24 protein-coding genes are annotated in these 24,903 nt (G+C 66.7%); 14 read left to right on the top strand and 10 right to left on the bottom strand.

The features are described 5' to 3' along the window. Positions 1-301 precede the first annotated feature (301 nt). The gene (locus GLP40_RS32330; RefSeq protein WP_154791823.1) at positions 302-1,468 is read right to left on the bottom strand and encodes a thiolase family protein; all 1,167 of its coding nucleotides are present in this window, start codon (positions 1,466-1,468) and stop codon (positions 302-304) included. Positions 1,469-1,811: 343 nt separating this feature from the next. Here GLP40_RS32330 and GLP40_RS32335 point away from each other — a divergent pair, with 343 nt between their 5' ends. Beyond that, positions 1,812-1,985 (top strand): hypothetical protein, encoded by a 174-nt coding sequence (locus GLP40_RS32335; RefSeq protein WP_154791824.1) that lies wholly within the window; start codon positions 1,812-1,814, stop codon positions 1,983-1,985. A 125-nt stretch (positions 1,986-2,110) separates the two neighbouring features. Continuing rightward, positions 2,111-2,698, top strand: coding sequence for an HdeD family acid-resistance protein (locus GLP40_RS32340; RefSeq protein ID WP_154791825.1), 588 nt, complete (start codon positions 2,111-2,113; stop codon positions 2,696-2,698). 74 nt (positions 2,699-2,772) lie between these two features. Here the strand turns inward: GLP40_RS32340 and GLP40_RS32345 are convergent, their stop codons facing one another. Genes GLP40_RS32345 through GLP40_RS32365 form a run of 5 tightly spaced genes read right to left on the bottom strand, consistent with a single transcriptional unit; the run spans position 2,773 to position 7,774 of the window. Then, positions 2,773-3,651 carry a phosphoribulokinase gene (locus tag GLP40_RS32345; protein WP_154791826.1) on the bottom strand — a complete coding sequence of 293 codons (879 nt, stop codon included), beginning with the start codon at positions 3,649-3,651 and terminating at the stop codon, positions 2,773-2,775. A 46-nt stretch (positions 3,652-3,697) separates the two neighbouring features. Then, on the bottom strand, positions 3,698-4,774 hold the full coding sequence (locus GLP40_RS32350) for a class 1 fructose-bisphosphatase (RefSeq protein WP_328290921.1): 1,077 nt from the start codon (positions 4,772-4,774) through the stop codon (positions 3,698-3,700). Positions 4,775-4,790: 16 nt separating this feature from the next. Next, entirely contained in the window at positions 4,791-5,861 is a 1,071-nt protein-coding gene (locus GLP40_RS32355; protein ID WP_328290922.1) for an AAA family ATPase, read from the bottom strand. Between the two features lie 25 nt (positions 5,862-5,886). Then, positions 5,887-6,309, bottom strand: a complete 423-nt coding sequence (locus GLP40_RS32360; RefSeq protein WP_154791828.1) for a ribulose bisphosphate carboxylase small subunit — start codon at positions 6,307-6,309, stop codon at positions 5,887-5,889. 16 nt (positions 6,310-6,325) lie between these two features. Continuing rightward, entirely contained in the window at positions 6,326-7,774 is a 1,449-nt protein-coding gene (locus GLP40_RS32365; RefSeq protein ID WP_154791829.1) for a form I ribulose bisphosphate carboxylase large subunit, read from the bottom strand. A gap of 121 nt (positions 7,775-7,895) precedes the next feature. Here GLP40_RS32365 and GLP40_RS32370 point away from each other — a divergent pair, with 121 nt between their 5' ends. Beyond that, a complete protein-coding gene (locus GLP40_RS32370; RefSeq protein ID WP_230330157.1) occupies positions 7,896-8,771 on the top strand; it encodes a LysR family transcriptional regulator in 876 nt (291 codons plus the stop codon). 6 nt (positions 8,772-8,777) lie between these two features. On the opposite strand, the gene GLP40_RS32375 is transcribed toward GLP40_RS32370, so the two are convergent. Continuing rightward, the gene (locus GLP40_RS32375; protein WP_154791830.1) at positions 8,778-10,001 is read right to left on the bottom strand and encodes an MFS transporter; all 1,224 of its coding nucleotides are present in this window, start codon (positions 9,999-10,001) and stop codon (positions 8,778-8,780) included. A gap of 160 nt (positions 10,002-10,161) precedes the next feature. Between GLP40_RS32375 and GLP40_RS32380 the strand changes: the two genes are divergently transcribed. The 3 genes from GLP40_RS32380 (at position 10,162) to GLP40_RS32390 (ending at position 13,408) form a co-directional block, all read left to right on the top strand. Continuing rightward, complete coding sequence (locus GLP40_RS32380) at positions 10,162-11,100, top strand: redoxin family protein (RefSeq protein ID WP_328290923.1); 939 nt, start codon at positions 10,162-10,164, stop codon at positions 11,098-11,100. 79 nt (positions 11,101-11,179) lie between these two features. Further along, on the top strand, positions 11,180-12,946 hold the full coding sequence (locus GLP40_RS32385) for an MFS transporter (protein WP_154791832.1): 1,767 nt from the start codon (positions 11,180-11,182) through the stop codon (positions 12,944-12,946). 99 nt (positions 12,947-13,045) lie between these two features. Then, on the top strand, positions 13,046-13,408 hold the full coding sequence (locus GLP40_RS32390; protein ID WP_230330158.1) for a MarR family winged helix-turn-helix transcriptional regulator: 363 nt from the start codon (positions 13,046-13,048) through the stop codon (positions 13,406-13,408). A gap of 4 nt (positions 13,409-13,412) precedes the next feature. Here GLP40_RS32390 and GLP40_RS32395 read toward each other — a convergent pair whose 3' ends face one another. The 3 genes from GLP40_RS32395 to GLP40_RS34980 all read right to left on the bottom strand — a co-directional run bounded on the left by GLP40_RS32395 (position 13,413) and on the right by GLP40_RS34980 (position 16,210). Further along, positions 13,413-14,234, bottom strand: coding sequence for a dienelactone hydrolase family protein (locus GLP40_RS32395; protein ID WP_328290924.1), 822 nt, complete (start codon positions 14,232-14,234; stop codon positions 13,413-13,415). A gap of 81 nt (positions 14,235-14,315) precedes the next feature. Further along, on the bottom strand, positions 14,316-14,744 hold the full coding sequence (locus tag GLP40_RS32400; protein WP_154791834.1) for a CBS domain-containing protein: 429 nt from the start codon (positions 14,742-14,744) through the stop codon (positions 14,316-14,318). A gap of 89 nt (positions 14,745-14,833) precedes the next feature. Next, positions 14,834-16,210 carry a dihydrolipoyl dehydrogenase family protein gene (locus tag GLP40_RS34980; protein WP_328290925.1) on the bottom strand — a complete coding sequence of 459 codons (1,377 nt, stop codon included), beginning with the start codon at positions 16,208-16,210 and terminating at the stop codon, positions 14,834-14,836. Positions 16,211-16,562: 352 nt separating this feature from the next. Here GLP40_RS34980 and GLP40_RS32410 point away from each other — a divergent pair, with 352 nt between their 5' ends. The 8 genes from GLP40_RS32410 to GLP40_RS32445 all read left to right on the top strand — a co-directional run bounded on the left by GLP40_RS32410 (position 16,563) and on the right by GLP40_RS32445 (position 24,883). After that, positions 16,563-16,982, top strand: coding sequence for an Rv3143 family two-component system response regulator (locus GLP40_RS32410; RefSeq protein ID WP_154791835.1), 420 nt, complete (start codon positions 16,563-16,565; stop codon positions 16,980-16,982). Positions 16,983-17,311: 329 nt separating this feature from the next. Beyond that, positions 17,312-17,692, top strand: coding sequence for an NADH-quinone oxidoreductase subunit A (locus GLP40_RS32415; RefSeq protein ID WP_033090134.1), 381 nt, complete (start codon positions 17,312-17,314; stop codon positions 17,690-17,692). 74 nt (positions 17,693-17,766) lie between these two features. Continuing rightward, complete coding sequence (locus tag GLP40_RS32420) at positions 17,767-18,321, top strand: NuoB/complex I 20 kDa subunit family protein (RefSeq protein WP_154791837.1); 555 nt, start codon at positions 17,767-17,769, stop codon at positions 18,319-18,321. After that, positions 18,318-19,076, top strand: coding sequence for an NADH-quinone oxidoreductase subunit C (locus GLP40_RS32425; protein WP_154791838.1), 759 nt, complete (start codon positions 18,318-18,320; stop codon positions 19,074-19,076). The genes GLP40_RS32420 and GLP40_RS32425 overlap by 4 nt, the downstream gene beginning before the upstream one ends. Continuing rightward, positions 19,076-20,407 (top strand): NADH dehydrogenase (quinone) subunit D, encoded by a 1,332-nt coding sequence (nuoD, locus tag GLP40_RS32430; protein ID WP_154791839.1) that lies wholly within the window; start codon positions 19,076-19,078, stop codon positions 20,405-20,407. Before GLP40_RS32425 ends, nuoD begins: the two co-directional genes overlap by 1 nt. Next, positions 20,404-21,099, top strand: a complete 696-nt coding sequence (gene nuoE, locus GLP40_RS32435) for an NADH-quinone oxidoreductase subunit NuoE (protein ID WP_154791840.1) — start codon at positions 20,404-20,406, stop codon at positions 21,097-21,099. The genes nuoD and nuoE overlap by 4 nt, the downstream gene beginning before the upstream one ends. After that, positions 21,096-22,415: an NADH-quinone oxidoreductase subunit NuoF gene (gene nuoF, locus GLP40_RS32440; protein WP_328290926.1), complete on the top strand. Its 1,320-nt coding sequence runs from the start codon at positions 21,096-21,098 to the stop codon at positions 22,413-22,415. The genes nuoE and nuoF overlap by 4 nt, the downstream gene beginning before the upstream one ends. Then, on the top strand, positions 22,412-24,883 hold the full coding sequence (locus tag GLP40_RS32445; RefSeq protein ID WP_154791841.1) for an NADH-quinone oxidoreductase subunit G: 2,472 nt from the start codon (positions 22,412-22,414) through the stop codon (positions 24,881-24,883). Before nuoF ends, GLP40_RS32445 begins: the two co-directional genes overlap by 4 nt. The last annotated feature ends 20 nt before the right edge of the window (positions 24,884-24,903 follow it).

Below are 24,903 nucleotides of genomic sequence, written 5' to 3' on the forward strand. Positions count from 1 at the left end.
CCCGATTTTCGGCCGTTACCACGGCGACCCCTCGAAGCGTTCTCCGAGTCCTTCGGTGGGGTTGCGATCACCCCGGTGGACCGGGCGCGATGCCGACCACCCCCACACGTTCTGCCGCTGAACACCTGATCCCACGAAACCCGCAAGAGACCTCCCACACCTACCCCACGCGCCCGGCCGCGTGTCGGGCCCCAGCTTGCGACCGGTGCCCGACGCGGTCCGCCATCTCCGGTGTGCCACCGTGCGGGTGCGGTCGGCGCTGCCGAGGTCGGTCACCGATTCGGGCGCCGGACGGCTCGTTTCACAGTCGCTCGATGATGGTGGCGTTGGCGAGGCCGCCCGCCTCGCACATGGTCATGAGACCGTAGCGGCCGCCGGTCTGCTCGAGGTGGTTGAGCATGGTGGTGAGGATGCGGATGCCGGAAGCACCGAGCGGATGACCCAGGGCGATGGCGCCGCCGCGCGGGTTCAGCTTCGCGAGGTCCGCGCCGACCTCGCGTGCCCATACCAGCGGCACCGGCGCGAACGCCTCGTTCACCTCGTAGACGTCGATGTCGTTGATGGACAGTCCCGCTCGCGCCAGCACCTTGCGGGTCGCGGGAATGACGGCGGTGAGCATGAGCAGTGGGTCGTCACCGGTGACCGCGAAGGAGTGGAAGCGGGCGCGCGGCTTCATGCCGAGCTGGGCGGCCTTCTCCTCGCTCATGATGAGCGCGGCCGACGCGCCGTCGGTCAGAGGCGAGGAGTTGCCCGGCGTGATGGACCATTCGATTTCCGGGAACCGGGCCTTGAACTCGGCATCCACGAAGGCGGGCTTCAGTCCGGCCAGGCCCTCGACGGTGGTGCTGGGCCGGATGGTCTCGTCCGCCGTCAGCGTGCCCGCCGCGACCAGTTCGTTGTCGAAGCCCCCGGATGCCGCGGTGGCGGCGGCGAATTGATGTGAGCGCGCCGCGAATTCGTCCAGCGCGGTCCGGTCGAACTTCCAGCGCGCGGAGATCACCTCTGCGGAAATGCCCTGCTGCACAAGCCCATCCGGATACCGGTGCGCGATCGGACCACGATTGGCGTCTTTGCCCTGGACATTGGAGAACATGGGTACCCGCGACATGGATTCCACGCCGCAGGCGATGGCGATGTCGTACGCCCCGGCGATGACGCCCTGCGCGGCGAAATGCGCGGCCTGCTGTGAGGATCCGCACTGTCGGTCCACCGTCGTAGCGGGCACCGCTTCCGGGAAACCGGCCGCCAGCACCGCGGTACGCGAGATATTGAACGCCTGCTCGCCACTCTGGGTTACGCAACCGCCAATCACATCATCGACCAGCGCGGGATCTATCCCGGTGCGTTCGACCAGGCTCTGCAGGACACCCGCGAGCAGCGTGGCCGGATGGACTTCTGACAGGCCGCCACCTGTTTTCCCCTTTCCGGACGGGGTACGGACAGCGTCGACGATGACGGCGGAGGTCATGGCTTCTCCTTGTTCCCATTGGATATGCTGGATGAGAATTCCGGTTAACATTCGCACTGTACCGCACCGTCAGCCCAAGCGTCAGCGGCCCGATTTTCACCGCCCGGACGCCATAATTCAGATTGCTAGCGTGTAGCTGTGACTGCGATCGAACGCCCGAGCCCTTCTCGCATCTCGAGATGCGGCTGTCCGCGGTGTTGTCAGCGCTGGCCGGATTCCTCGGCGCGAGCGCGATTCGGCCTGATCCCGATTCTGTTCGTGGCGTTCGGCATCGGTGCGCTCAACACCTCCTTCGTCAAGAACGGCGAGGTGTCCCATCCCGGTCGGTTACGTCACCGGCACCATGGTGAAGCTCGCGCGAGACGTGGGACGCAACCTCTTCGGCGGCGGCAGCGTCCGCGACTGGCTCGGCCATGCGACGCAATATATTTCGTTCGGCCTCATCGGCGGCCTGGTGTCGATGGTGATGTACGGCTCCTCGATGCTCGACCCGCGGTCGCGGGATCGACGTTGGTAGCGGGCGGACATCCGCGGGGGGTGCGGCGCGACCGAGTGCCGACCAGGACTGAGTCTCATGTCACAGCCGCGCAACACTTGGCTAATTTAACGCAAACAGACCGAACTGGTCATATCCTGCTGAACATGACAACCAGCAAAACGGGCGTTTATGAAGGGCCGGTCCATGCGCTGGCCCGCAGTGCGTGGCAGTCGATCCTGGTCACCGGCCTTCTCTCGGTGGTGCTGGGCATTCTGGTGCTGGTATGGCCCGGACCCACCCTGGTCGTCGCCGGTGTCCTGTTCGGCATCTACCTGGTCGTATCCGGTGTTTTCCAGCTGATCGCGGCGTTCGGCATGCACATCAGCACCTGGATGCGGGTGCTGTCGTTCATTACCGCGATCCTGTCCTTCATTCTGGGTTTCTTCTGCTTCCGCAACGAGTTCCAGGCCATCGGCCTGCTGGCTCTGTGGATCGGCATCACCTGGATCTTCCGTGGCACCGCGATCCTGGTGGCTGCGATGTCCGACGCCGCGGTTCCGGGCCGGGGCTGGCAGATCCTGTTCGGCATCCTGCTCATCGTCGGTGGCGGTCTGCTGATCATCGAGCCGTTCCGCTCCATCACCGCGCTGGTCGTGGTGGTCGGCTGCTGGCTGATCGTCATCGGCATCTTCGAGGTGATCTCGGCCTTCCAGGTCAAGCGCACCGCGAGGGAAGTCCCCGCCGGCGTCTGACCGGTACAACTCCACACCGCCACGGCGGTCGCCCGTTACGGGCGGCCGCCGTTTCTCTTGCGGCACACACTGTTTCAGCGGAGTCGCTTGGGTCGCTTGTCCATGAGACGCAGAATCAGCGGCGTGAAGATGAGCTGCATGGCCAGATCCATCTTCCCGCCCGGCACCACGATGCTGTTGGGCCGCGACATGAACGAATCATGCAGCATGGACAGCAGATACGGAAAGTCGATGACCTTCGGGTCCGCGAAGCGGATCACCACGAAACTCTCGTCCGCAGTCGGAATGGTGCGCGCGGTGAAAGGATTCGAGGTGTCCACCGTGGGCACCCGCTGGAAGTTCACATAGGTCCGCGAGAATTGCGGGCAGATGTGCTTCACGTAGTCGGGCATGCGCCGCAGAATCGTGTCGATGATCGCCTCGCTGGAGTAGCCGCGTTCGGTCTTGTCGCGGTGCACCTTCTGAATCCACTCCAGATTGATAATGGGAACCACGCCCACCAGCAGATCGGCATAGCGGGCCACATCGATGCCGTCACCGACCGCCGCCCCGTGCAGACCCTCGTAGAACAGCAGATCGCTGCCCGGCGACAACTCCTCCCACGGCGTGAATGTGCCCGCGGGCTGCCCGAACGGCTTGGCCTCGTCGTCATCGTGCAGATAGCGCCGCACCGCCCCCACTCCGGTCTCACCGTATTCGCGGAACAGCGCCTCGAGCTCCTCGAGCAGATTCGCCTCCGGCCCGAAATGCGAGAAGGTCAGATTGCGCTGCTGTTCGGCCTCGGCCATGGCCAGCTTCATCTCGTTGCGGTCGTAGCGATGGAACGAATCCCCTTCCACGATGGCCGCGGTGATTCCCTCGCGGCGGAATATCTCCTGGAAGGTTCGCGTGACGCTGGTCGTCCCCGCACCGGACGACCCGGTGATCGCGACCACGGGATGTTTGACCGACATGGCACCTCCTCGATTGCCGGGCAACAGGTTTCACACACCCGGCCGTTCAATGACGGGACGTGCGGAACAGCGAGCGGGTGCCGAAGAGGGAGGCGTCGAAGCTCGGTCCCTCCTCCGGCTCGCGGTGATAGCGCTCGATCCGCTCGACCTCGTTGCGGGAACCGAAGATGAACGGGATCCGCTGGTGCAGCTCCTCCGGCCGCACATCCAGTACCCGTTCGTGCCCGGTGATGGCCGCGCCCCCGGCCTGCTCGACGATGAAGGCGATCGGATTGGCCCCGTACAGCAGCGAAACCCGGCCCGGGCGTTCGGGATTGCGGGTATCGCGCGGATACATGTAGAGCCCGCCGCGAGTGAGGATGTGGAAGGTATCGGCCACCAGCGAGGCGACCCAGCGCATATTGAAATCGCGGCCACGCGGTCCGTCCACGCCCTCGAGGCATTCCTGGACATACCGCCGCACGGGTCGCTCCCAGAACCGCTCATTGGCGGCATTGATGGCGAAACCGGAAGTGTCGTCCGGGATTCGCATGCGCGGATGGGTGAGGACGAACGCGCCGACCTCACGGTCGAGGGTGAATCCGTCGACGCCATTGCCGGTGGTGAGCACCAGCATTGTGGCGGGCCCGTACAGCGTGAAGCCCGCGCACACCTGCTGCACGCCCGGCTGCAGGAAGTCGGCGCCCGCGGCCGCACGGCCGTCCTCCGGGGCACGCAGCACGCTGAAGATCGTTCCCACCGGCAGGTTCACGTCGATATTGCTGGACCCGTCCAGCGGATCGAAGGCGAGCAGATACTTCCCGCGCCGGTACTCGGTCGGCACCTGATGGCACTCGCGCATCTGCTCCGACACCAGCGCGGCCAGCGGCCCGGTCCACTGGCTCTCGGCCACCATGATGTCGTTGGCGATGGCATCCATCTTGCGGTGCACGGTTACCGGCAGGTTGTCGGCATCGGCAGCGCCCAGGGAGCCGACGATCGCTCCCCGGGTCACTTGATTCCCGATGATCTTCGTTGCGGTGGCGAGCACGTTCAGCAGCGCCGAGAACTCCCCGGAGGAGCCTGGATGCTTGTGCTCCTGCTCGATGGTGTAGCGGGTGAGGGTCTTCAGTCCTTCGGGCACAATCGCTCTCATTTCGTCATGGAGAGGCCCCCTCGTCGGCGAGGGCGTTGGCGAACACACTGCTGCCGAGGACATCGCTGTCCGTCAGGGTGATCAAATCCGTGCGGCCCACCGGCCGGTGCAGTTCGACCAAGCGCTTGGCCTGGCGCAGTCGGCAGCGTTCGAGGGCATTGCGCACGCTGCGGGCATTGGCGAAGCGGGGGCGGGCCATGCGCAGTTCCAGGTAGCGCGAGAAGGCCTGCGCCGCTTGCGGATCGAAGTGGAAGTTCTCCTGGCGCACCATGAGTTCGGCGATGGCCATGAGCTCGTCGTGGGTGTAGTCGGGGAATTCGATGTGATGGGCCACCCGGGAGGAGAGACCGGGGTTCGCGGAGAAGAAGGTCTCCATGCGGTCCGGATAGCCGGCGAAGATGACCACGAGGCTGGTGCGCTCGTTCTCCATCTCCTGGAGCAGGATCTCGATGACCTCCTGCCCGTAGTCGCGCTCGTTCTCCGGGCGGAACAGGTAGTAGGCCTCGTCGATGAACAGCACTCCCCCGGCCGCCTTGGCCAAGGCCTCTTTGGTCTTCGGCGCGGTGTGGCCGATGAACTGGCCGACCAGATCATCGCGGGTCACGGTGTGCACCTTGGGTTTCCGGATGTACCCGAGGGCGTGCAACATCTCGGCCATGCGCAGGGCAACCGTGGTTTTCCCGGTGCCGGGTCCGCCGGTGAAGCTCATGTGCATGGTCGGGCGGGTAGCCTGGAGTCCGAAACGTTGACGGGCGCGATCGATCAGCAGCAATGCGGCGATTTCCCGCACGCGCCGTTTGACGTTCGCCAGACCCACCAGTTCCGCGTCGAGGCGCGCCAGCGTGTCCTCGACATCCTTGCCCGCGACATCCGTCGACAGATCCAGCAGTGCGTCGTCGGCCAGCGGGGCCAGGTGGTCGGCCACCGAATCCTCCGGTCGGGGAGGACCATCGGCGGCCGTACCGCGCAGCGGTGCGGGGCCCGTGACCCCGGGCCGATGCATCTGGAACCCGACCGCCGGGTGGCCGGCTGCAGGCTGCCGGCCGCCCGGTGCCCCGTGGCGTTCCGCGCTCACGATAACCTCCCGTCTCGAAAGACCCTCAGCTGCCATACCTTTGGCCCGGGCGATCGTCGAGTGCGTAGGAGTGGAAGCCGTAGCGCTGACGGCGGTCCTCGGAGTCGGTGCGGTCGAGGCGGAATCCGGGTTCATCGGCCGGGCGCTGCACGAGGAAGCTCAGCGCCGTAGTCTGCCGGCCATAGGAGGCGTCGTAGGCGTTCACGCGAATATAGTGGCGCGGGAACGTCACCCGGCAGGCATTGATCTCGGCGAGCACTCCGTCGGGCTCGTCCAGATCGAACAGCGGCAGGCCCCACATCTCCCAGTAGTTGTTGCGCGGGTGCGGATCATCGGTGTACTCGATGGACACCGGCCAGTTGTTCAGCAGTGCGTAACGGACTTGGGCGGCGATCTCGGTGTCGTCGAGATCCGGCAGGTGTGAGAAGGTGCCTTGGCGCAGATGCATGGGGATTCCTCGACTTTCAGCGGGAGGCCGTCGGGACGGCGTCGGGGGCGTCGGTGGAGGTGTAGTCGAAGGTGACATCACCCCAGGTCGCAAGTGCGACATCGAGCGGACGGCAGCTCTCGGCGGCGCGGCGAAGCACATCCGGGCCCTCCTTCAGCAGATCGCGACCTTCGTTGCGCGCCTTGACCACTGCCTCCAGCGCGACGCGGTTGGCCTCCGCGCCCGCGGCGATGCCCATCGGGTGGCCGATGGTGCCGCCCCCGAACTGGAGGATGGCGTCGTCGCCGAACAGGTCCAGCAACTGGTGCATCTGACCGGCGTGGATGCCGCCGGAGGCGACCGGCATGACGCCGGGCAGGCTGACCCAGTCCTGGTCGAAGAAGATGCCGTTGACCGGATTCATGGGAATGTGGTTGTCGCGCAACGTGTCATAGAAGCCCTTGACCGTGTGCGGATCGCCCTCCAGCTTGCCGATGACCGTGCCCGCGTGCAGATGATCCACGCCGATGAGGCGGCACCACTTGGCCAGGACCCGGAAACTGACGCCGTGGGTCTTCTGCCGGGTGAAGGTGGAGTGGCCGGCGCGGTGCAGGTGCAACAGCATGCCATTGCGGCGGGCCCACTTCGACATGGACTGCATGGCGGTGTAGCCGACCGTCAGGTCCATCATGACGATCACGCTGCCGAGCGATTTCGCGAACTCCGCGCGCTCGTACATATCCTCCATCGTTGCGGCCGTGACATTGAGATAATGCCCCTTCAATTCTCCGGTTTCGGCGATGGCGCGGTTGACGCCCTCCATCGCGAACAGGTAGCGGTCGCGCCAGCGCATGAACGGCTGCGAGTTGATGTTCTCGTCGTCCTTGGTGAAATCGAGCCCGCCCTTGCATGCCTCGTACACGACGCGGCCGTAGTTGCGCGCCGACAGACCGAGTTTGGGTTTCACCGTGGCGCCCAGTAGCGGGCGGCCATATTTGTTGAGGTATTCCCGTTCCATAACGATCCCGTGCGGCGGGCCCTGAAAGGTCTTGACATATGCCACGGGAATACGCATATCCTCCAGCCGCAATGCCTGGAGCGGTTTGAAACCGAAAACGTTGCCGATGACCGAGGAGGTGAGGTTCGTGATGGAGCCCTCCTCGAAGAGGTCGAGATCGTAGGCTACGTAGGCGAAGTACTCGCCCTTGCGCCCGGGCACCTCGTCGATGCGATAGCACTTGCCCTGGTAGCGCTCGTGCGCGGTGAGCCGGTCGGTCCACACCACCGTCCAGGTGGCGGTGGAGGATTCGCCCGCGACCGCGGCCGATGCCTCCACCGGGTCCACGCCCTGCTGGGGCGTCACCCGGAACACGGCCAGGACATCGGTGTCCTTCGGCTGATAGTCGGGAGCGTAGTATCCCATCGACGCATAGGACTGCACACCCGGATCCCACCGGTTGCGCTGATCATCGGCAGATCCCGCCATCTTTCCTCCTGCGAACCGTTGGGCCACTTGTGATTCCCAGGATGACGGGGCCGTTAACCACAAACAATTCGATTGTTTCTGTTCTCGCTCAACCTTTTCGTCAAGTTTGCTACCGTTGAGTATGGGTACGGTGAGCGCGGTCCGCATGGAAACCTTTCTCGCCGTGGCCAAACACTCCAGCATTCGTCGCGCCGCCGCGCAGTTGCATATCACCGAAGCCGCCGCCTCGGCGGCCGTAGCACACATCGAGAAACAACTCGGGGCGAAACTCGTCGCCAAATCCGGGCGCGGTATCGCGCTCACCGAGGCGGGGCGGGTGTACGCCGACTACTGCCGCAGCATCCTCGGATTGATGAAGGAGGCACACGCCGCCGTCCGGGAAGCCGAGACCGGACGGTTGCGGATCGGGGTGGTGGCGACAGCCGGCGAATACGTGCTGCTCCGGCTGCTGGCGTCCTTCCGAAACCGCTACCCGGACATCGAACTGGGGCTGTCCATCCAGCCGCGTGATGTGCTGTACCTCGAATTGACCCACCACGAAACCGATCTCGTGGTGGCGGGCCGTCCGCCCCATGATGCGGGACTGGTCACCCGCGCCCGCCGGCCCTGCCAACTTGTCGTGGTCGGTGCGCCGCGGCTCTGGTCCGACCCCTGTGAGGCCACCTGGCTGCTGCGCGGCAAAGGATCAGGCACCCGCGACACCACGCTCGCGCTCTTCGACCGTCTCCAAATCCGGCCGCCCACACTGACTCTCGGCACCCATGGCGCTGCCTTGGCCGCCGCGCGCGAGGGGCTGGGTATCACCCTGATCCACTCCGATGCCATCGCCTCGGACCTCGCGGCCGGTCACCTGGAAGTCCTGACGGTGGAGGGCACTCCCCTCAACCGCCCCTGGCATGCCGTCACGACCCGCACGCCGACACCCGCCGTCCGCCTGTTCCTCTCACACATCACCGACCCGGCCCAAGTCGGTGACAAGGCGTTTCGCGGAGTGTGACGCGGTTCAGCGCCGCCCGGTGAGCGCCGCGACCGGCACCACGGCCAACGCCAGCAGGCCGCCGGTCAGTGCGAGCGCCGGGAAGCTGGTGGCCGCGACCATCAGACCCGAGCCCATGCCGCCCGTCGCACCGGCGATCGCGATCGAGACGTCCACCGTGCCCTGGGTCCTCGCCCGGGTCGCCAACGGCGCCGAATCGGTGATGATGGCCGTGCCCGCCACCAATCCCAGGTTCCATCCCAGACCCAGCAGCGCGAGCGCCACCGCCAGCCAGACGATCGTGTCCGTCGGCGCGGCGGCCGCCAGCACGCCGGCGGCGAGCAGTGCGATACCCGAAGCCGTTGCGACGATGAGCTTTCCGTAGCGGTCGACGAGGAGGCCCGTCACCGGCGACGGCAGGTACATGGCCGCCACGTGAATCGCGATCACCACACCCGCCGCGGTGGTGCCGTGCCCGTGGGCGTGCATGTGCACCGGTGTCATGGTCATGATCGCCACCATCACGAGCTGGGTCACGACCATAACCAGCGCGCCGGTCGCGATCCCGGCTCCGAGCGCCTCCACGGACTCGCCCTGGACGCCTGCCTCCGCGGCCTCGGTGTGCACAGCACGCGCCAGCAACAGCGGATCGGGTCGCAACGCCACCGCGAGCACGACCGCGGCCGCGCCATAGGCCAGCGCCGCCAGCAGGAACGGCCCCGCGAGGTGCGGAATACCCAGCGCCGCAGCGAGATTACCGGTCGGTGTCGCGAGATTCGGCCCGACCACCCCGCCGAGAGTCGTCGCCACCAGCACGGTTGACACCGCGCGTCCCCGGTGTGCGGGATCCGCGAGATCGGCTCCCGCATACCGCGCCTGCAGATTCGTGGCGGTCCCGGCCCCATAGATGAACAGGGACGCGAACAGCAGAACCGGATTCGACAATGTGGCGGCCAGAATCACCCCGAGCGCTCCCAATGCTCCGACGCCGTATCCGAGTGCCAGACCCGGCCGTCGCCCGCGGGCCTGCGACACGCGCCCCACGACCACCGCGGCCAACGCGGACCCCGCCGTGAACAACGCGCTCGGCAATCCCGCCAGCCCGGTCGACCCCAGCATGTCCTGGGCCAGCAGCGCACCGACGGTGATCCCGGCCGACAGCCCCGCCCCACTGAGTACCTGCGACCCGACGAGGATCCGAAGAATGCGCCGCTGCGCCAGTTCGGGGGTCACGGACAGAACGGTGGTCATCGACGATCTCCGAACACTAGCGCAGCATATGGACAATATTCCAAAGAGTATTGGAATATTGAGGCCACGGCAAACGCGGCGGACGTGCCCATGATGAGTCCCGTCGACGATGGATTCCACGCTTGACTTTGCCCCGGGGGGCAAGGTTTACCGTCGGCACGTGAGAATTGGGCAGGTTGCACAGCTGGCGGACGTGAGCCCGAAGGCGATTCGGCGATACGAGGCCATGGGCCTGATCGCACCGGACCGCTCGGGCAACGGCTATCGCGAATATTCCGAGCACGATGTCCGGCTCGTACGCGAGATCAGGGCACTGAGCCGCCTCGGCATCCCGGTCGACGAAACCCGCCCCTTCCTGGACTGCCTGGCCTCGGGCAGTGAACACGGCGACGACTGCCCGGCCTCACTGGCCGAGTATCAGCGGGCCATCGATGAAATCGATTCACGGATGGCCGCTTTGGCCGAACGCAGGGATGCGCTGGCCATTCGACTACGCGAGGCCGCGTACCGCGGTTCCCGTGTCGCGGCGCCGCCCGTCGATCTATTGACGCTGCCGCCGAACCTCCCCGCGCCGGTGGATGACGGCGCCGCCGCGCACTTGCCGGGCATGACGTTGCCGTCCATTCGCCTTCGCTGCACCGACGGCACGACCGTCGATCTCGCCGCCCTGCCGCAAGGCCGGACCGTCATCTACATCTACCCCCTGACCGGCCGCCCGGACGCCGATATCCCCGCGGGCTGGAACGAGATCCCCGGCGCCCGCGGCTGCACCACGCAGGCCTGCGACTTTCGCGACCATCACACCGAGCTACGCGCAGCGGGCGCGTCGAAGGTCTTCGGGCTCTCCACCCAAGATCGGGACTACCAGTGCGAGGTGGTCGATCGCCTGAGTCTTCCGTTCGAGATGCTCTCCGATTCCGGCTGTCAGCTCGCGGCCCTACTGTCCCTGCCCACCTTCGAGGCGGCCGGTCGGACCCTCTACAAGCGCATGACCCTCGTCATCCGGAATGGTGTGGTCGAGCACGTCTTCTACCCGGTCTTCCCGCCCAACCGGCACGCGTCGGAGGTTATCGATTGGCTGCGGTCGTCCGGTGAGTGAGCCATTGCGCCATTTCGTTAGTTAGCGACATGCAACTATATTGGGGCACTGTTCGTTCGTTGACTTGCGGGAGGCTCTGATGGCTGCGGCCCCTACCACCGGCTTGGATGCCGGTGATGTCCAGACCATTCGGAGGCGACTCCGGATCGAGCATGACCATCCGCACTACAAGTGGGTGGCGTTGTCGAATACGACGCTGGGCATGCTCATGGTCACCATCAACTCGTCGATCGTGACGATCTCGCTGCCGGACATCTTCCGCGGCATCGGGCTGAATCCGCTCGAGCCGGCCAATGTGAGCTACCTGCTGTGGCTGATGATGGGCTTCCTGCTCTCCTCGGCCGTGCTGGTGGTGATGTTCGGGCGGCTCGGCGACATGGTCGGGCGCGTCAAGATCTACAACTACGGGTTCGTGGTGTTCACCATCGCGGCCATCGCCTTGTCGTTCGATCCCTTCACACACGGTGGCGGCGCGGTGTGGCTGATCGCCTGGCGCGTGATCCAGGGTGTCGGCGGCGCCATGCTGATGGCCAATGCGGCGGCCATCCTCACCGACGCTTTCCCGGCCGATGAGCGCGGGTTCGCGCTGGGCATCAATCAGGTTGCGGCCGTGGCCGGTTCGTTCCTGGGCCTGCTCATCGGCGGTGTGCTGTCGCAATGGGATTGGAAGGCCATCTTCTGGGTGAGTGTGCCGTTCGGCATTCTCGGCACCGTCTGGTCGTACCGGTCGCTGCACGACAATGGCCAACGCAGCCCGGGTTCGCTGGATCTGCCGGGCACCATCACCTTCGCGCTGGGCCTGACCGCGCTGCTGACCGGCATCACCTACGGCATTCAGCCGCACGGGGATTCGAAGACCGGCTGGACCAATCCGTGGGTGCTGGGCGCGGTGATCGGCGGCCTCGTGCTGCTGGCGGTGTTCTGCGTCATCGAGACCAAGGTCGCGCAGCCGATGTTCAATCTGTCGCTGTTCAAGAACCGGGCGTTCGCGCTGGGCAATGTCGCCGGGCTCATGGCCTCGCTGGGCCGCGGTGGCCTGCAGTTCATGCTGATCATCTGGCTACAAGGCATCTGGCTGCCGCTGCACGGGTTCTCCTTCGAGGAGACGCCGCTGTGGGCGGGCATCTACCTGCTGCCGCTGACCGTCGGATTCCTTGTGGCGGGGCCGGTTTCGGGCAAGCTGTCGGACAAGTACGGGGCGCGGATGTTCGCCACGGTCGGCATGCTGATCACCGGCCTCACCTTCATCCTGTTGGTGGTGCTCCCGGTCGACTTCGACTACTGGGTGTTCGCGATCGTCATCGCCCTCAATGGTCTGGGCTCGGGCATGTTCGCCTCCCCGAACACCGCCGAGATCATGTCGGCCGTGCCCGCCGCCCAGCGCGGTGTGGCCTCGGGTATGCGCGGCACGCTGTTCAACGGTGGCATGGCGCTGTCGATCGGCCTGTTTTTCTCGCTCATGATCGTCGGCTTGTCGAATACGCTTCCGGATGCCATGAACTCTGGGCTGCAGCAACAGGGCGTGCCCGCGCAGTCGGCCGAGGCCATCGCGGATCTGCCTGCGGTGGGCAGCCTGTTCGCCGCGTTCCTCGGCTACAACCCGATCAAGGAATTGCTCGGTCCCACCGGCACTCTGGACAAGCCCGGCGTGCACGGCGATGTGCTCACCGGCCAGGAGTTCTTCCCGCACCTGATCTCCGGCCCGTTCCACTCGGGTCTGGTCGTGGTCTTCATCGGCGCCGCGATTATGATGCTGATCGGCGCGGTGGCCTCGTGGTTCGCCGGTAGCCCCACCGTCCCGGACGAGGCTGCCGAACTGCGTGAAGCCGCTCGCGAGGGAATCTGACCGGAGGAGATCACGCTGCCCGAGCCCACGAGCGTCGCCGATCCGAACCAGCTCACCGAAGCCGCCGATCTGTACCACACCATCGGCCGCCTCTTACGCTTGTTGCGCCACTCCGGCGACCTCGGGGCCCTCAGCCCCGGCGCAGCCTCGGCCCTCGCCACCGTCGCCCGCTGCGGCCCCTTGCGCCTGGGCGACCTGGCCAATATCGAACGCGTCAGCGCCCCGACCATGTCCCGCATAGTCACGGGCTTGGAAAAGGGCGGCTATCTGACCCGCGACGCCGACCCGGAAGACGGCCGAGCCCAGTTGCTCACAGCCACGGCCGCCGCCCACGACCTGGTCACCGGCCTGACCTCGGCCCGCATCCAGCGCTTCGCCGAAGCCTTGAAACACCTGACCCCGGCCCAGCGCGAATCCGTCAGGTCCGGCCTCGATACCTTGATCGAGGCCCTCGAGGCGTAGCCCGTCAGGCCGGGATCAAGCGCTCGCGGAGGTAGGCGAGGATCTCGTCTCGGGCTTGGATCGTGGGGTGGCCTTCCTCGTCGACCAGGTGGGCGGTGACGACGCTGTGGGGTGTTCGGACCACCTCTCGGAAGAAGGGCGGGGGTTCGGGGTTGGCGTGTTCGCCGGAGAGGACTCGGCCGTCGAAGCGGTTGCCGAGGAGTTGGGCGTAGGCGGCGAAACGCTGGCCGGTGCACCACTTGTCGTTGTCGAAGCGGTAGGCGAGGGCGCGGAGGTCATCGCGTTCGAAGCGGGCGCGGATGGCGGTGGCGTCCTCCGGAGAGAGTTCGAGGCCCGCCGGGTCGTCGAGAGGTAGGGATGGATGATTGATGACCGGGGCGATGACAGCGGGTTCGAGAGTCATGGTGAGGGCGAAGTTGCCGGTGAAGCACATGCCTACCGCGCCGACGCCCGGGCCGCCCGATTCGGCGTGGGCCAGGCGGGCCAGGGCACGCAACCAGACGGCGACGGGGCTGGTGCCGCCACCGGCGAAGGCACGGAACTCCTTGCTGACGCAAGTTTTTCGGGCGATGGGATCGCCGAGCTCGACGGTCGGGTAGGCGCCGTCGATGCCGAACAGTGAGGGGACATAGACGGTGAAGCCCGCGTCGCGGACCCACCGGGCGAAGCGCAGGACATCGGGGCTGATGCCGGGCATCTCCGGCATGACGATGACGGCGGGGCCGCTGCCCGCCACGTAGACCGTCTTCTCCTCGCCCTCGAGTGCGATGGCGCGCTTGGCGAAATCGCCCAGAATGTCGGTGGGCGTTGGGTTCTCGGACTTCACTGGCGCGCGGCCCTCCTCGATGCGACGAATCGTCTCGATGGTAATCGGGAACGGCGGCGTGTGAAGCGAGTGTGTTATTCGTCAGCCGTGCAGGTACTTCACCAGCGCCTCGCGCTCGGTTTCCAGTTCGGAGATCTGGCTTTTGACCACGTCTCCGATGCTGACGATGCCGATCATCCGACCGTCGCGCAGGACCGGGAGATGGCGGATACGGTGCTCGGTCATGGTGGCGTTGAGGGTTTCGACACGATCGTCGGGCGAGCAGGTGTGCACGGCGGCGGTCATGATCGAGGAGACGGGCGCATCCAGCAGCACCGCGCCATTGGTGTGGAGCCGGCGCACGATGTCTCGTTCGGAGACGATGCCGGCCATGGCGGCGCCGTCGCGCGACACGATGACCGCGCCGACATTGTGTACCGCCAGGACTCTGAGCAGTTCACGCACTGTTGCATCGGGTGCGATCGTGACGACGCCGCTGCCCTTCCGGCGCAGGATTTCCGAGATTCGCATATGCCCACCGCCCAACGCTCGGGACTGTCGATGGTTACCAGAATGCCGCTGATAATCGGGTCTGAACAGCAACGATTGCGATTCGATGCCTAACCGGACGCGAGGGTGTCGAGCGCGGACTCGATGGCCCGGTGAAAGGTGGGGTAAGCGAGGATCATCTCGCGCAGTGTCGCGATCGGCACCTGCGCATGGACTGCCACCGACAGGGCGCTGAGCACTTCGCCGCCCTGCGGACCGACCGAACAGGCGCCCACCAGCACTCCGCGGTCGGCGTCCTCGACGAGTTTGATGAACCCGGCATTGCCCGCCTTATGGATCCAACCGCGCACGGAGGCGGGTACTTCCGTGGTTGCGGTCCGCACGGTCAGGCCGGCGGCGCGTGCCTGCTCCTCCGTCATACCGACCGCCCCGACTTCGGGATCGGTGAATGTCACATGCGGCACCGCATGGTAACGCGCGACCTCCGTGCCGTCACCGAGGATGTCCTGCGCCACGATCCGTGCCTGGTACATGGACACGTGAGTGAATGCGCCCACCCCGGTGACATCGCCGACGGCCCATACGCCGTCGGCCGCGCGCATCCGACTGTCCACCGGGATTGACTTCGCTGCCTCGTCCAACCCGACCGCCCCGATTCCCAACGCTGCCAGATGGGTTCGCCGTCCCGTCGCGACCAGCAGCCGCTGGGCCCGCAGCGATTCGCCAGTATCGAGTTCGAGCGTGAACTCCCGGCCGTCATGCCGCACCCCGGTCCCGCGCACTCCGGTGCGCACGGCGATCCCTTCGTCCGCGAACGCTGTCGCGAGCAACTCCCCCGCCTCCGGCTCGTCCCGCGGCAGCATCCGCCGCGGCGCCACCACGGTCACCCGCGCCCCGAACCGCGCGAAGATCTGCGCGAACTCCACACCGACCGGTCCTCCGCCCAACACGATCAGCGACTCGGGCACCTCCGTAGCGGTCACCGCCTCCCGATTGGTCCAGAACGGCGTTCCTTTCAGCCCTTCCAGCGGCGGAACGGCCGGAGCCGTCCCCGGATTCAGCACGATCCCGCGCTCGGCCCGGAACACCCGTTCACCGCTGTCGGTCGCCACGGTCACCTCGCCGGGCGCGGTGATACGGCCCCATCCGCGCACGAATGTTCCGCCGGCCTTCTCGAACCGCTCGACCGCGACCGTGTCGTCCCAGTTGTCGGTGGCCTCGTCCCGGATCCGCGCCGCGACCGGCTCCCAGTCCGGTCGCGCAGACGCCGAGCCCGCGAGCCCGTCGACCCGCCGCGCCTCGGCCAGCAAGCCCGCGGCCCGGACCATCATCTTGGTCGGGATGCAGGCGTAGTAAGGACATTCACCCCCGACCAGCCGTCCTTCGACGCCCGCCACCGTCAGCCCGGCCCGGGCCAGCCGGGTGGCGGCGTCCTCCCCGCCCGGCCCCATTCCGATCACCACGACGTCCACGGATTCGGTAGGCACACGCACTCCTTCGTCGGTCGGCTCCCTCCGACGCTAGCGTCCGTGCTGTGAGTCGAAGAAAAAGACCCGCCAGCCCGGCAACTGGCTATCGACTTCGAGGACCGTCGGCCAGTCCGGACAGTGCCCCGCTCCCCCCGGCCGGGCGGGTGGAGCGGGGGCCATTGTCCGAGCACGGCCCACCGGTGGGCTCGCCTGCCCACCAACTCGTCGGTCCGCATGCCGGTTTCGATGAGGCGTTGCGTGATGTCCGCGCTCATTCGCCGGCCATCGACATATTGCGCGACAGGCGATCCCGCGACGCGCGCGCGACTTCGGGCCAAGCTGCCCCGCGCGGCCCCATCAGGGACGTAGCATGCGGAACGTGGCCGATGCGAAACGTCCCGCCGCGGTGCGGGTCCTCGTTTACAGCAATGACGCCGATACCCGGAGCCAGGTGATGCTGGCGCTGGGCAGACGGCCGCATCCGGATCTGCCACCCATCGAGTACCTCGAGGTGGCGACCGCGCCGATCGTCATCGAGCGTATGGACTCCGGCGGTGTGGATCTGCTGATCCTCGATGGCGAGTCGGCTCCGACGGGTGGTCTGGGCCTCGCCAAGCAACTCAAAGACGAAATCGCCGACTGCCCACCGATAGTCGTGCTGACCGGCCGCCCGGACGATGCCTGGCTGGCCAGTTGGTCGCGCGCCGAGGCCACGGTTTCCCACCCCATCGATCCCATCCGGCTCACCGACGCCGTCCTGGGTGTGCTCGGTAATAGCTTCGCGGCCTGATCTTCGTTCGCCCTTGTGATCAGGGCAAACCCATGTCGCATGACAGTCGTGATTGCGTCCGATCGGTCATAAAAGACCGTTCCGAATTCGATCAAACGCGATGGCGAATCGTCATGTATCTTCGCATCCGAGTTGTAGGCTGTGCCGTAGCTCACACGAGCGCGGGCATCGGTATCAATGAAGCCACCGCCTCACTCCCCGTACGTCCGTGCCGTCGCTGAGCGGTGCCCGGGGAACGAGACTGGCCCGGCGGACGACGATGTCAGCCCGCGCCTCGGCAGCTGCCGTCCGTATTGCGTCGTCCAGCTCGCAGGAGGGGTAGTGCTGTTGTGAATATCGAGGTGCCGACCCTGGTTCTCGGCGCGGTGGCTGCCGCGTTCGGGGTGTTCTCCATCTTCCTGGCGGCCCTGATCGGCCCCAAACGCTACAACCGGGCCAAGCTCGAAGCCTACGAATGCGGTATCGAACCCACGCCCCACGCCGTGGCGGGTGGGCCGGGAAATGCTGCGGGTCAACGCTTTCCGGTGAAGTACTACCTCACCGCCATGCTGTTCATCATTTTCGACATCGAGATCGTGTTCCTCTACCCGTGGGCCGTGCACTTCGATGCGCTCGGAGTGTTCGGACTGGCGGCCATGGCGTTGTTCATCTTCAACGTCTCGGTCGCCTACGCCTACGAGTGGCGGCGCGGCGGGCTCAGCTGGGATTGATTGGCGCACAGGGGTAATCCGATGACACACCCCGTGCGAGACGGGGTGTCCCGATCCGGGAGAAGTAGTCCGACATGGGTCTCGAGGAGAAGCTGCCCAGCGGGTTCCTGCTGAGCACGGTGGAAGATTTGGCCGGCTATCTGCGCAAGAGTTCGCTGTGGCCGGCGACGTTCGGCTTGGCGTGTTGCGCGATCGAGATGATGGCCACCGGCGGCGGGCGATTCGATATCGCCCGCTTCGGCATGGAGGCGTTCCGGGCCTCGCCGCGCCAGGCCGATCTCATGATCGTGGCCGGCCGGGTGAGCCAGAAGATGGCCCCGGTCCTGCGCCAGGTCTACGACCAGATGACCGAACCGAAATGGGTGCTGGCCATGGGTGTCTGCGCATCCTCTGGCGGCATGTTCAACAACTACGCCATCGTGCAGGGCGTCGACCACATCGTGCCGGTCGACATCTACCTGCCCGGCTGCCCGCCGCGGCCGGAGATGCTGTTGAACGCGATCCTGAAGCTGCACGAGAAGATTCAGGAGATGCCGCTCGGCGTCGACCGCGAGGAAGCGATTCGCGAGGCCGAGCGCGCCGCGCTCGCCAGCACCCCGACCATCCAGATGAAGGGGCTGCTGCGATGAGCTTTGATGCACCCACCGGCACGGAAAGCCCCCCGGAGGCGGCCGTGGAACCCACTGAAAACACCCCGGAGACAACGAAATCCGCCGAGAATCCCCAGCCTGTCGATGAGGTGATCGGCGTCCGCAAGGGCATGTTCGGCGTCTCGGGCACCGGTGACACCTCCGGCTACGGCCGGCTGGTCCGCGCCGTCTCCATGCCCGGCGGCACCCCCGCGCCCTACGGTCCCGTCTTCGACGAGATCATCGCGAATCTGCGCTCGGTCCTGGCGCAGACCTTCGACGAGGCGGTGGAGAAGATCGTCGTCTACCGCGGCGAACTGACCCTGCACATCCGCCGCGCGCACCTGGTGCTGGTGGCGAAGACCCTGCGTGACACCGAATCCCTGCGCTTCGAGCTGTGTCTGGGTGTCAGCGGCGCGCACTACCCGGACGACACCGGGCGCGAACTGCACGCGCTGTATCACCTGAACTCCATCACCCACAACCGCCGGGTGCGTCTGGAAGTCTCGGTGCCGGACAACGATCCGCACCTCCCCTCCCTGTACCCGGTCTATCCCACCGTGGACTGGCACGAGCGGGAGACCTACGACTTCTTCGGCATCCTGTTCGACGGTCATCCCTCGCTGACCCGCATCGCCATGCCCGACGACTGGCGTGGCCACCCGCAGCGCAAGGACTATCCGCTCGGCGGAATCCCGGTCGAATACAAGGGCGCGCGCATCCCGCCGCCCGACGAGCGGAGGGCGTACAGCTGATGAACGACATCGACACCAAGTCCCGTCGCACCGCCGAGGAGCGACCCGAACGCGCGGTCACCGTGGTGGGCAACGATTGGGACGAGATCTCCGCCGCCCTGGAAGGGGTCGCCGAGGAACGCATCGTCGTGAACATGGGCCCGCAGCACCCCTCCACCCACGGGGTGCTGCGACTCATTCTCGAAATCGAGGGCGAGACCGTCACCGAGGCCCGGTGCGGCATCGGCTATCTGCACACCGGCATCGAGAAGAACCTCGAGTACCGCAGCTGGGTGCAGGGCACCACCTTCGTCACCCGCATGGACTACCTGTCGCCGTTCTTCAATGAGACGGCGTACTGCCTGGCGGTCGAGAAGCTGCTCGATATCACCGACGATATTCCGGAGCGCGCGAACGTCATTCGCGTCATGCTCATGGAGCTGAACCGCATCTCCTCGCACCTGGTGGCGCTGGCCACCGGCGGCATGGAACTGGGCGCGCTCACCCCGATGCTGTTCGGCTTCCGCGAACGCGAACTCATCCTGGACGTGTTCGAGACCATCACCGGTCTGCGCATGAACCACGCTTTCATCCGCCCAGGCGGCATCGCCCAGGACCTGCCCGACGACGGTGTGCAGAAGGTGCGCGAACTCCTGGATCTGCTGCCGAAGCGCCTGCGGGACATGGAGCTGTTGCTCAACCAGAATCCCATCTGGAAGGCCCGCACCCGCAATGTCGGCTACCTGGACCTGACCGGCTGCATGGCCCTGGGGATCACCGGCCCGGTGCTGCGCTCCACCGGCCTGCCGCACGATCTGCGTAAATCCCAGCCGTACTGCGGCTATGAGAACTACGAGTTCGACGTTCAGGTCGACACCGGCTGCGACTGCTACGGCCGCTACCTCATCCGCGTCAACGAGATGAAGGAATCGGTCAAGATCGTCGAGCAGTGCCTCGACAAATTGCGGCCGGGCCCGGTCATGGTGGAGGACAAGAAGATTGCATGGCCTGCCGACCTGCAGCTCGGGCCGGACGGGCTGGGCAACTCGCCCCGGCACATCGGCAAGATCATGGGCACCTCCATGGAGGCGCTCATCCACCACTTCAAGCTGGTGACCGAGGGGCTGCGCGTCCCGCCCGGCCAGGTGTACGTGGCGGTGGAATCCCCGCGCGGCGAGCTGGGCGTGCACATGATCAGCGACGGCGGCACCCGGCCCTACCGGGTGCACTATCGCGATCCCTCGTTCACGAATCTGCAAGCGGTGGCGGCAATGTGCGAGGGCGGCCTGGTCGCCGACGTGATCGCGGCCGTCGCCTCCATCGATCCGGTGATGGGTGGTGTCGACCGATGACAGAGATCCTTTTGAACCTGACCGCACGGCCGATCCCGTACCCGGAGAAGGTGCACGACCGCTTGCAGGTCGAGGCGCGGGAGATCATCGGGCGGTACCCGAACTCGCGCTCTGCATTGCTTCCCCTCTTACACCTGGTGCAATCGGTGGAGGGGTATGTCTCCGGCACCGGAATCGAATTCTGTGCCGAGCAGCTGGGATTGACCGACGCCGAGGTCACCGCGGTCGCGACCTTCTACTCCATGTATCGGCGCGCGCCGACCGGCGACTATCACGTCGGTGTCTGCACGAACACGCTGTGTGCGGTGATGGGCGGCGATCAGATCCTGGCGGAACTGAAGCAGCACTTGGGAATCGAGCACGGGGAGACGACCGCCGATGGCGCGGTGACGCTGGAGCACATCGAATGCAACGCCGCCTGCGACTACGCCCCCGTCGTGATGGTCAACTGGGAGTTCTTCGACAACCAGACCCCGGAATCGGCCAAGCAGTTGGTGAATTCGCTGCGGCGCGGCGAACCCGTGAGCGGTTCGCGCAGCGGCATCCCACTGTGCACCTTCCGCGAGACCGCCCGCATTCTCGCCGGATACGAGGACCAGCGAAGGGGCGCCACCGATGGCTGCGCCGGACCCGCCACCCTCGCCGGTCTGCGTGCCGCCGAACAGAATTCGACCGACGGAGGTTTTCAGTGACGACCGTTCTGACCCCCGTCCTCTCGAGGCACTGGGCGGACCCGCAGGGCTGGACCCTGGCCGCCTATCGCAGCCAGGGCGGGTACCGTGCGCTGCCGAAGGCGTTGCGGATGAACCCGGACGAGGTCATCGCCACGGTGAAGGACTCCGGTCTGCGTGGCCGCGGCGGGGCCGGCTTCCCCACCGGCATGAAGTGGGGCTTCATCCCGCAGGGCCCCGGACCTGACGGCACCACCAAACCGCACTACCTGGTGGTCAATGCCGATGAGTCGGAACCGGGCACCTGCAAGGACATGCCGCTCATGCTGGCGACCCCGCACACCCTCGTCGAGGGCGTCATCATCGCCGCCTACGCCATTCGCGCATCGCATGCCTTCATCTACGTGCGCGGCGAGGTCGTGACGGTGCTGCGCCGCCTGCAGGCAGCGGTCCAGCAGGCCTATGCCGCAGGTTATGTGGGCCGCAATATCCAGGGCTCCGGCTTCGATCTCGAGATCATCGTGCACGCCGGGGCGGGCGCCTACATCTGCGGGGAGGAGACCGCGCTGCTGGACTCCCTCGAGGGCCGCCGCGGTCAGCCACGCCTGCGGCCGCCGTTCCCGGCCGTGGCGGGCCTCTACGCCTGCCCGACCGTGGTCAACAATGTGGAATCCATTGCGTCCGTGCCGTCCATCATCGCCAATGGCGTGGACTGGTTCCGGTCCTTCGGCACCGAGAAGTCGCCGGGCTTCACCCTGTACTCGCTCTCGGGTCACGTGACGCGACCGGGGCAGTACGAGGCGCCCCTCGGAATCACCTTGCGCGAGTTGCTGAGATACGCGGGCGGCATCCGCACGGGCCACACCCTCAAGTTCTGGACCCCCGGCGGCTCGTCCACACCGATTTTCACCGACGCGCACCTCGACGTCGCCCTCGACTACGAGGGCGTCTCGGCCGCGGGCTCCATGCTCGGCACCAAAGCCCTGCAGATCTTCGACGACACCACCTGCGTAGTGCGCGCCGTGCTGCGCTGGACGGAGTTCTACGCTCACGAATCCTGCGGCAAGTGCACCCCCTGCCGCGAGGGCACCTACTGGCTGGTCCAGCTGCTGCGCCGGCTGGAGAACGGCCAGGGCGACGACACCGACCTGGACAAGCTGGCCGACATCGCAGACAACATCAACGGCAAATCCTTCTGCGCCCTCGGCGACGGCGCGGCCAGCCCGATCTTCTCCTCCCTGAAGTACTTCCGCGAGGAGTACGCCGAGCACATCCGCCTCGGCGCCTGCCCGTTCGACCCGGCCCGGTCCACCGTCTGGGCTGAAGGAGCGCGATGACCTCGACAGTGAGCTCCACAACCGGCGGCGGGGTGACACCCACCGACATGGTGACCGTCACCATCGACGGGACAACGGTGTCCGTGCCCGCCGGCACGCTGGTGATCCGGGCCGCCGAACTCATCGGCACCCAGATCCCGCGCTTCTGCGACCATCCCCTACTCGATCCGGTCGGCGCCTGCCGACAGTGCCTGGTCGAGGTGGAAGGGCAGCGCAAGCCAGTCGCCTCCTGCACCCAGACCGTGGCCGACGGCATGGTGATCAGCACCCAGCTCTCCTCCCCCGTCGCCGCGAAGGCCCAGGAGGGGGTGATGGAGCTGCTGCTCATCAACCATCCCCTCGACTGCCCGGTGTGCGACAAGGGCGGTGAGTGCCCGCTGCAGAACCAGGCCATGTCCACCGGCCGCGCCGAATCCCGCTTCGACGGCGAGAAGCGCACCTACCCGAAGCCGATCCCGCTCTCCACGGCCATCCTGCTGGACCGGGAACGCTGCGTGCTATGTGCCCGCTGCACCCGATTCTCACAGCAGGTGGCCGGTGACCCGTTCATCGAAATGATGGATCGTGGTGCGCTGCAACAGGTCGGCATCGCCGCCGGGGAGCCCATGGACTCGTACTTCTCCGGAAACACCGTGCAGATCTGCCCGGTGGGCGCGCTCACCGGCAGCACCTACCGCTTCCGCGCCCGTCCCTTCGACCTGGTCTCCAGCCCCGCCGTGTGCGAGCACTGCGCCTCGGGCTGCGCCCAGCGCACCGACCACCGCCGCGGCAAGATCATGCGTCGGCTGGCCGGCGACGACCCGCAGGTGAATGAGGAATGGAACTGCGACAAGGGCCGTTTCGCCTTCGCCTACGCCACCGAGAGAGACCGGCTCACGACGCCGCTGGTGCGCAGCTGGAAGGACGGCACACTTCAGCCCGCGTCTTGGTCGGAGGCGATCAATGCCGCCGCTCGTGGGCTCGCGTCGGCACGGAGCAAGGCCGGAGTGCTCATCGGCGGCCGCGTCACGCTCGAGGACGCCTACGCGTACTCCAAGTTCGCGCGAGTCGCGTTGAACACCAACGATATCGACTTCCGCGCCCGCGATCACTCCGCCGAGGAGGCCGACTTCCTGGCGGCTCGCATTGCGGGACAGGGCATCACGGTCGACTACGCGGCGCTCGAACGCGCGCCGTTCGTGTTGCTGGTCGGCTTCGAGGCCGAAGAGGAATCGCCGATGGTGTATCTGCGGCTGCGGAAGGCGGCCCGCAAGAACGGCACCCCGATCTACTCGCTGGCCCCCTACGCGACCCGGGGCCTGCAGCGCATGTCCGGCACCCTGCTGCTCACCGCGCCCGGTGCCGAGCCGCACGTGCTGGAGTCCATCCGCACCGGCGCAACCGATGCCGGCGCAACCGGCTACGCGCGACTGCATGAGGTCTGCAATCTGCTGCGCGAGCCCGGTGCGCTCATCCTGGCCGGTGAACGCCTCGGCGGCATTCCTGGCGGCCTGTCCGCCGCTGCCCGCCTGGCCGACGAGACCGGCGCCGCCCTGGCCTGGATCCCGCGCCGCGCCGGTGAGCGCGGCGCGCTCGAGGCGGGCGCTCTCCCGGTTCTCCTCCCAGGAGGGCGCCCCGTCGCGGATCCCGCGGCGCGCCAACAGGTTCGGGATGCCTGGAACGTGACCGAGCTGCCCACCGCACCGGGTCGTGACACCTCCGCCATCCTGGCCGCCGCGCCGTCGCTGGGCGCCCTCCTCATCGCCGGTGTCGAGGTCGACGATCTGCCCGACCCGCATGCCGCCTTGATGGCCATCGACGCCGCGAGCTTCGTGGTGTCGATGGAGCTGCGCCACAGCGACATCAGCGAGCGCGCCGACGTGGTCTTCCCGGTGGCCTCGGCCATGGAGAAGACTGGCACCTTCCTCACCTGGGAGGGCCGCCACCGCCAGTTCGACGCCGCACTGCGCGACCCCACCGTGCGCCGCGAAGCCGCGCCGCTGCCCGAATACCGGGTACTCGACGCGATCGCCGCGGACATGGGCATTCGCCTCGGCCTGCCCGACGCGGCCAGCGCCCGAGCCGAATTGGCCGATCTGGGCACCTGGGACGGCCCGGCCGCCGCGGCTGCGGTACACCGTCCGCACCCCATAGCCCAGCCCAGTCCCGGTACCGCTGTGCTCGCGTCGTGGCGCATGCTCATCGACCGCGGACGCCTCCAGGACGGCGAACCCAATCTGGCCGGCACCGCCCGCCCCCCGGTAATACGGCTGTCCGCCCAGACCGCCGCCGAGATCGGCGCGACCACCGGCGATCCGGTGACGATCGGCAACGACCACGGTCACATCACCCTGCCCCTGGTCATCACCGAGATGCCCGACCGCGTGGTGTGGCTGCCCATGAATTCCCCCGGCTCCGAGGTGCTGGTGCAGCTCGGCACCACACCCGGCCACCTCGTGCGTATCCGACGGGAGGACCACCGTGAGTGAACTCGATCTGATCAGGGTGT

The organism is Nocardia aurantiaca (genome assembly GCF_009708175.1).
GTDB classification, from domain to species: Bacteria; Actinomycetota; Actinomycetes; order Mycobacteriales; family Mycobacteriaceae; genus Nocardia; species Nocardia aurantiaca.

What these genes read in the sequence shown, in the direction of transcription:
- GLP40_RS32420 (WP_154791837.1), top strand. Translation starts at nt 17,767, where the DNA reads ATGGGTCTCGAGGAGAAGCTGCCCAGCGGGTTCCTGCTGAGCACGGTG.
- GLP40_RS32425 (WP_154791838.1), top strand. Translation starts at nt 18,318, where the DNA reads ATGAGCTTTGATGCACCCACCGGCACGGAAAGCCCCCCGGAGGCGGCC.
- GLP40_RS32375 (WP_154791830.1), bottom strand. Translation starts at nt 10,001, where the DNA reads ATGACCACCGTTCTGTCCGTGACCCCCGAACTGGCGCAGCGGCGCATT.
- GLP40_RS32445 (WP_154791841.1), top strand. Translation starts at nt 22,412, where the DNA reads ATGACCTCGACAGTGAGCTCCACAACCGGCGGCGGGGTGACACCCACC.
- GLP40_RS32370 (WP_230330157.1), top strand. Translation starts at nt 7,896, where the DNA reads ATGGGTACGGTGAGCGCGGTCCGCATGGAAACCTTTCTCGCCGTGGCC.
- GLP40_RS32365 (WP_154791829.1), bottom strand. Translation starts at nt 7,774, where the DNA reads ATGGCGGGATCTGCCGATGATCAGCGCAACCGGTGGGATCCGGGTGTG.
- GLP40_RS32410 (WP_154791835.1), top strand. Translation starts at nt 16,563, where the DNA reads ATGCGGAACGTGGCCGATGCGAAACGTCCCGCCGCGGTGCGGGTCCTC.
- GLP40_RS32345 (WP_154791826.1), bottom strand. Translation starts at nt 3,651, where the DNA reads ATGTCGGTCAAACATCCCGTGGTCGCGATCACCGGGTCGTCCGGTGCG.
- GLP40_RS32330 (WP_154791823.1), bottom strand. Translation starts at nt 1,468, where the DNA reads ATGACCTCCGCCGTCATCGTCGACGCTGTCCGTACCCCGTCCGGAAAG.
- GLP40_RS32385 (WP_154791832.1), top strand. Translation starts at nt 11,180, where the DNA reads ATGGCTGCGGCCCCTACCACCGGCTTGGATGCCGGTGATGTCCAGACC.
- nuoD (WP_154791839.1), top strand. Translation starts at nt 19,076, where the DNA reads ATGAACGACATCGACACCAAGTCCCGTCGCACCGCCGAGGAGCGACCC.
- GLP40_RS32340 (WP_154791825.1), top strand. Translation starts at nt 2,111, where the DNA reads ATGACAACCAGCAAAACGGGCGTTTATGAAGGGCCGGTCCATGCGCTG.
- GLP40_RS32400 (WP_154791834.1), bottom strand. Translation starts at nt 14,744, where the DNA reads ATGCGAATCTCGGAAATCCTGCGCCGGAAGGGCAGCGGCGTCGTCACG.
- GLP40_RS32360 (WP_154791828.1), bottom strand. Translation starts at nt 6,309, where the DNA reads ATGCATCTGCGCCAAGGCACCTTCTCACACCTGCCGGATCTCGACGAC.
- nuoE (WP_154791840.1), top strand. Translation starts at nt 20,404, where the DNA reads ATGACAGAGATCCTTTTGAACCTGACCGCACGGCCGATCCCGTACCCG.
- GLP40_RS32335 (WP_154791824.1), top strand. Translation starts at nt 1,812, where the DNA reads ATGGTGAAGCTCGCGCGAGACGTGGGACGCAACCTCTTCGGCGGCGGC.